The organism is Pseudomonas frederiksbergensis (assembly GCF_000802155.2).
In the GTDB taxonomy this organism is placed as follows: Bacteria; Pseudomonadota; Gammaproteobacteria; order Pseudomonadales; family Pseudomonadaceae; genus Aquipseudomonas; species Aquipseudomonas frederiksbergensis_A.
In genome coordinates this window covers 678,102-684,101 of the sequence record NZ_JQGJ02000001.1, presented here as the reverse complement: position 1 = coordinate 684,101, position 6,000 = coordinate 678,102, and the positions used below count along the sequence as shown (strand labels likewise).

7 protein-coding genes and 1 tRNA gene are annotated in these 6,000 nt (G+C 53.5%); 7 read left to right on the top strand and 1 reads right to left on the bottom strand.

From position 1 onward, the window contains the following. The 4 genes from JZ00_RS03105 to JZ00_RS29695 all read left to right on the top strand — a co-directional run. The coding region (locus JZ00_RS03105) for a baseplate J/gp47 family protein (RefSeq protein ID WP_082112023.1) at positions 1–1,050 on the top strand (1,050 nt) is incomplete at its 5' end. A 9-nt stretch (positions 1,051–1,059) separates the two neighbouring features. After that, on the top strand, positions 1,060–1,650 hold the full coding sequence (locus JZ00_RS03100; RefSeq protein ID WP_052742278.1) for a YmfQ family protein: 591 nt from the start codon (positions 1,060–1,062) through the stop codon (positions 1,648–1,650). Positions 1,651–1,653: 3 nt separating this feature from the next. Then, on the top strand, positions 1,654–2,496 hold the full coding sequence (locus JZ00_RS03095) for a glycine-rich domain-containing protein (protein WP_052742277.1): 843 nt from the start codon (positions 1,654–1,656) through the stop codon (positions 2,494–2,496). 1 nt (position 2,497) lies between these two features. Continuing rightward, positions 2,498–2,923: a tail fiber assembly protein gene (locus JZ00_RS29695; protein ID WP_052742276.1), complete on the top strand. Its 426-nt coding sequence runs from the start codon at positions 2,498–2,500 to the stop codon at positions 2,921–2,923. 50 nt (positions 2,924–2,973) lie between these two features. Here JZ00_RS29695 and JZ00_RS03085 read toward each other — a convergent pair whose 3' ends face one another. Then, positions 2,974–4,401, bottom strand: a complete 1,428-nt coding sequence (locus tag JZ00_RS03085) for a hypothetical protein (RefSeq protein ID WP_039592751.1) — start codon at positions 4,399–4,401, stop codon at positions 2,974–2,976. Between the two features lie 135 nt (positions 4,402–4,536). Here JZ00_RS03085 and JZ00_RS03080 point away from each other — a divergent pair, with 135 nt between their 5' ends. The 3 genes from JZ00_RS03080 to JZ00_RS30700 all read left to right on the top strand — a co-directional run bounded on the left by JZ00_RS03080 (position 4,537) and on the right by JZ00_RS30700 (position 5,806). After that, positions 4,537–5,088 carry a glycoside hydrolase family 19 protein gene (locus tag JZ00_RS03080; protein WP_039592752.1) on the top strand — a complete coding sequence of 184 codons (552 nt, stop codon included), beginning with the start codon at positions 4,537–4,539 and terminating at the stop codon, positions 5,086–5,088. Then, positions 5,085–5,597, top strand: coding sequence for a lysis system i-spanin subunit Rz (locus JZ00_RS03075; protein WP_039592753.1), 513 nt, complete (start codon positions 5,085–5,087; stop codon positions 5,595–5,597). Before JZ00_RS03080 ends, JZ00_RS03075 begins: the two co-directional genes overlap by 4 nt. A gap of 114 nt (positions 5,598–5,711) precedes the next feature. Further along, positions 5,712–5,806 (top strand) — tRNA-Val (locus tag JZ00_RS30700). Positions 5,807–6,000 lie beyond the last annotated feature (194 nt).

Here is a 6,000-nt window from a genome sequence, read left to right as displayed (position 1 = left end):
CCTACATTACCGGAACTCATTGACCGGGTAATCACTGATATCAGTGGACGCGTGACCGGCGTGCAGAGCGCGGTGCTGCGTCGTTCTCTGCTCGGCATAATCGGGCGATCCGAGGCTGGCGCCGTCCATATGCTGTACGGGTTTCTTGAATGGGCAGCCCGTCAGGCGATTATCGATACCGCCGAGAAAGAGTATCTCGAGCGATGGGCCGCGATCTGGAAGGTTTTTCGAAAAGCCGCAGATTATGCAACTGGGGCGGCGCTGCTTACTGGGGCGATAGGCTCGACGGTGCCAGCCGGGACGATTCTTCAGCGGCAGGATGGCGTGCAGTATCGCGTGTTAGCAGAAGGCACATTTACAGGTACGACGTTGCAGTTGACGGTTGTCGCTGTCAATGCTGGTTCCGCAGGAGATATGCCGGTTGGCACCCCGTTGTTTTTGCTGTCACCTGTCGCCGGCGTGCAGTCTACTGGTTCAGCGGCTACAGGTTTTGATGGCGGACTTGATGTTGAAACGGACCCTCAGTTGTTGAGTCGCCTATTGAAGCGGATTCGAAAACCACCGCACGGTGGTGCTGAGTCAGATTACGAGCTTTGGGCATTGGAGGTGCCGGGCGTTACCCGGGTCTGGGTGTATCCACTGCAAATGGGAGCTGGCACAGTCACGGTTCTTTTCGTCTGTGACGGCGAAACAGACATTATCCCAACTCCAGCAAAGGTGGCAGAAGTCCAAGCCTACATCGATGATTCAACGCGGCGTCCGGTCACTGCTGAAGTGTTCGTGGGGGCCCCTATCGATGACCCTCTCGACATGACAGTCAAGTTGTCCCCCAACACCGCCGCTGTACAGGCTGCGGTGCGAGCGGAGGTCGCCGACCTTATCATTAGGGACTCCAGACCGGGTAACCCACTTTTGATCAGCCGGCTTAGGGAAGCTGTCTCTATTGCAGCTGGCGAGGCGGACAACGCAATCCTGATGCCAGCCGCAGACGTGACCCACGCAACCGGACATATGGCAGTACCTGGGACAATAACCTTTATCAGCTTTTAAGGAGGCGTGATGCCGACAGCTGCCGACTACCTGGAGCAGCTGAAGACGCTGCTGCCTCCTGGTCAGGCTTTCCCTCGGGAGGCCGGTACCACATTGCACAACCTACTCGGCGGCATGGCCATCGAACTGGCTCGCGTCGATAGCCGAGGTGAATCCTTGCCGATAGAGGCCAACCCAGCGAGCACAAACGAGCTCCTAGTGGATTGGGAGCGCGTGGCTGGCTTGCCAGATAAATGCTCTGGAGTACTCGAAGAAACTTTGCAGGGCCGACGCAATGCGCTCTTGACCAAACTCACCAGCACGGGCGGACAGTCACGTGAATATTTTATAGAGCTTGCCCAGTCGCTCGGTTACACCGTGACCATCAAAGAGTTCCGACCGTTCCGTGCCGGTATGTCACGCGCAGGGGAGGCACTAACAAATGGGGCGTGGGTATTCACCTGGTTAATTAGGTCGCCAGAGGTAAATGTCACCGAGTTCAGAGCAGGGCTCTCAGCGGCGGGTGAGCGCCTGCGAACGTGGGGAAATGACACCCTGGAATGCAAACTGAATCAGCTAAAACCCGCGCACACGATCACGATTTTCGCTTACGGAGATTAAACGATGCATAGAATTGATGGCCCAGGCGCCACAGTAGACAACCTTTTTACCGAAGGGGATCCCGTCGGTGGCGTGCCGGCGACCGTTGTCACTGATGACTGGCTTAACGACGTTCAGGAAAACATCATGGCCGTCATCGCGGCAGGCGGCATTACGCCAACCAAGGGACGGGCAGCAGATCTACTTGATTCCTTGAAGGGGCGTCTAATAGGAATTCAAAAGCTCACGGCCAACGGCACCTACATCCCAACGCCAGGGATGAAGAACGTCTATGTGAAGTACGTGGGAGGCGGCGGTGGGTCTGGCTCGGTACCTGCGACGGCCGCAACTCAAACAGCCGCGGCGGGTGGCGGCGCGTCTGGAAGCTATGGCGAAGCATGGTTAACCGCCGCCCAGATTGGTGCAAGCCAAGCGGTGCTGGTCGGCGCTGGCGGCGCGGCTGGGCCCATTGGCGGTGCCGGCGGAACGGGCGGCACGTCATCGATGGGAGTTCTGCTTACCGCGCCTGGCGGCGGTGGGTCTCCGGCCGGTACCGTAGTGTCGTCTACTTCATCTGGACTTGCCTCTGGAGGCGCGAGTGGCCCTGTTACGGTCGGTGGCAATGTCCTAAACACTTCTGGACAACAGGGGAACATTGGCTTCGCTCTCAATAGCCAGACATTGGGCGGTAGCGGTGGCAGTAATCCTATAGGATCTGGCGGCATTGCCGGCGGTGCGTCTACAGCTCCCACTGCCGGAACGGGGTACGGGGGAGGGGCCGGCGGTGTTTCTTCAGGTTTGTCCTCCGCCGCGAAAGCCGGTGTGGTCGGTTCGCCTGGTGCATTCTTCTATTTTGAGTACTCATAAAATGAAGACATACGCGCATATCTATAATGGGCTCGTCGTTGAGCTGTTTTCTACAGATCTGGATATAACCACACTTTTTCACCCGAGCTTAGTATGGGTAGACGTGACCGATCAGCCTGATGTGATTCCTGGATGGACGGCGGAGCAGGTAGATGGTGTATGGGTTATTGCGCCATACGTCCCACCGCCACCGACCTATGCGGAGCTGCTTGCTGTCGCTACGAACACTCGGGATAGCTTGCTCCGGCAAGCTAACGATCGCCTTATTATTCAGCCTCTCCAGTTCAAGCAAGATCTTGGCATTTCGTCTGAGGAGGAGGAAGCAACTTTGTTGCTATGGAAACAGTACTGTATTGAGGTAAGCAATGCTGAACTACAGGCTGGATGGCCGGGTAATGTATTGTGGCCCGCCGTCCCGGGCAGCTGACTGGTTCGAAGTGTTTCTTCAACACTCGCACCAGTCCGATTGTTGTTTTGCTAATTCCGAATATACTCAGAAGGAACTTTATTGAGGGGGTATGAAACCGATTGCTGTATTGAGCCGTAGCACAGCATCATAAAAAAAGCGTACAAACCTAGCGACAAAGCCGCTTTCGGTATTATTTTCTTGGTTAAGTATTCGCTTCGCAGGCTAAATGCCAGTGCTGAGTAAAACACCAGTTGAAGCGGAATGGAGAATCTTGTTTCTACGGCGCCAGGAATAATTAGTATGGCGGGGCTTGTTATTATCACAGCTATTGCAAGTTGATTTTTGTTGAAGCGTTTTCCGACTATGTAGAATAAGATCAGCATGAATCCAAAAAATGCTATCGTGATGGATGTTATAGATTTCACAATTTTTTCTGAAGAGTTTGATTTTATATATACCTCGCCGTCCCTAGCGTCTAAGCTATTAAGGAGGTGGTGCCAGTACAATGTGACGAAAGTTGCTGGCTCCTTCATGGCCGTTTTGACGTACCACGTTATTGAAGCCTCGTCATTTCTCAGATTGTGTCGTCTAAAGAAGTCTTCCCCAACTGGATCAAAATGAAACACGGACATCGCCTCTCCATCTGATTCTCGTAGGGTTGTTTCGTAACGTTGGATTGTTATGCCCCATTTTAGCTGGTTGGCAAATAGAGATTTATTCTGCATATTTGCGATGACTAGTGGTGTTGCGCTGCCATGGTGTTTTAAGTTAATCGCTATCTGAGGTATGGAGGAAGCCGTTATGCCAATAAGAAAGGCAAAGATGGTGAAAAGTCGCCTTCTTGAATCTCTATCGTATTTTTTTAAAATAAACAAATACAACATCAGGCCTGCAACTGGGAAAATATAAATGGTCCTGGTGTTGTAGGCGCCATATGCTAGAAATCCCGCTAATAGAATATTCCGATAGAAGCCAATGTTTGACTCACTTCTGGCCGCTGCAAGCAACATGTAGATTGATGTTAGCAGCATTGTCAATGCAGGTAGATCGCTGAGTGGGTAAGTCACCAGGCCTGGGTAAAAAACGCACAATAGAAATGGCGGTAACAGTATCTGCGCTGCGTTAGCTGGTTTGTCGAAGATGAATGAAAAAATACGTGGCGATACTATGCAGAAAAACGTCGAGTATAAAAGTGTCTGAAGTGCAAAAAGAGGCGCCATCCCTAGGCTGGGGAATAATCCGGATACGATGCTTGCTGGTGTTAACAAAAGCGGGAAGAAGTATCCCCTAATGTTTTGGGGGAACGAAAAATCAAATATATGTTTGCTAAGTAGCCAATAAGAGCTAGCATCGCCTGTCAATACGCTTGGAGCAATGCTGACTTGTGCAATCGTCATGCATACGGCAATCAGTAGAAAATAAACAGATGTGTTGAGTTTATATTTTGATATGTCGAATACTTTAAGATGGGAAGCTGTATTGTTATTTTGATTCATATTCAATTCCATTGATTTAATATTTTGCTAGCCAACCTGCGATAAGCGGTATTTGCATGGTTGTTTGGGCGTTGAAACTAGAAATTTTAACTCAAGACTGCGTATGCGCGGTATTTTTTTGTCTGGAGAAATTCGATGTCCATCACTCAGCAGCAACTGCTGCGGATCCTCCCGAGCGCCGGCAAACAAGCCGGCGTTTTTGCGTCTGCGCTGAGCCTGGCCATGGACCGGTATCAGATCAACACCAAGCTGCGCATGGCGGCCTTCATCGCTCAGGTGGGGCATGAGTCCGGCCAGTTCCGCTACGTGCGGGAGCTGGGTGGCGACCAGTACCTGAGCAAGTACGACACCGGCACGCTGGCCAAGCGCCTGGGCAACACGCCAGAGGCCGACGGTGACGGTCAGAAGTACCGCGGGCGTGGACTGATCCAGATCACCGGCCGCGACAATTACCTGGCCTGCAGCAAGGCACTCTTCGGTGATGATCGGCTGTTGCGCACGCCTGAGCTGCTCGAGCAGGCCGAGTGGGCGGCGAAGTCGGCGGCGTGGTTCTGGAATTCGCGGGAGCTGAACAAGCTGGCCGACTCAGGTTCGTTTGAAACGATCACCAAGCGCATCAACGGCGGCGTGAATGGGCTGGCCGAGCGGCTGGAATTCTATGACCGCGCGCTGAAGGTGCTGTCATGAGTCCCGGCACGCTGAAGCTGATGATCACCGGCGTGGCCGTGGCGATGATCCTGGCTATCAGCGCGACATGGAAGGTGCAGGACTGGCGGTACAGCGGTCGACTGGCAGAGCAGGCCAACGCTCATCTATCCGACCTCGCCAAGATCGGCAGCGCGGCCGCGGACCAGGTCCAGGCAGAGCAGGGCAAGCGGCTGGCCCTGGAGCAGAAGCTGACCGCCAATGACCAAACCCACCACAAGGAGCTGAGCGATGCTCAAACGAATCAGGATCGCCTGCGCGATCGCCTTGCCACTGCTGATCTCCGGTTGTCAGTCCTCCTTACCGAGGATCCAGCCAGTTGCAACGCAGTGCCTGCCACCGCCGGCGCCGGCGGCGTGGTTGATGGAAGAACAAGAGCCCAACTTGACCCAGCGCATGCTCAAAGAATTATCGCCATCACCGACGCCGGCGACCGGGGGCTGATCGCGCTGCGGGCGTGCCAGGCGTATGTGCGGGAACTTCATAAATAGGGATTGGTGTTGATCGGCAGAACGCCGGGGGAAGGGCGAAGCACTGTAGGAAAATACAGCGCTAAGTTGTTGATTCTTATGGGTGGTAACTTCGATTTTTGACCCTGTTGGTTTAGGCATGTTTCCGTTATGCATCAATAGGTTGCGTGCGTTCCGAAGTCACCTTGACATGGTGGGGGTCGTTGGTTCGAGTCCAATCGCGCCTACCAAACAAAATCCGCTCTGCTGGGCGGTCTAGAAGGGCTCACCGAAAGGTGGGCCCTTTTTGCGTCTGGGGTTTTTTAAAGCTGCGACGTAGGAGGTTTCTGAAAATCTCTATAAAGGCACCCATCTGGTCCCAGGCCCCTCGCCAGAAATTTTTTATCCCGCTACGCTCTGAATGTGTTCAGGAAAAGAGTTTGGT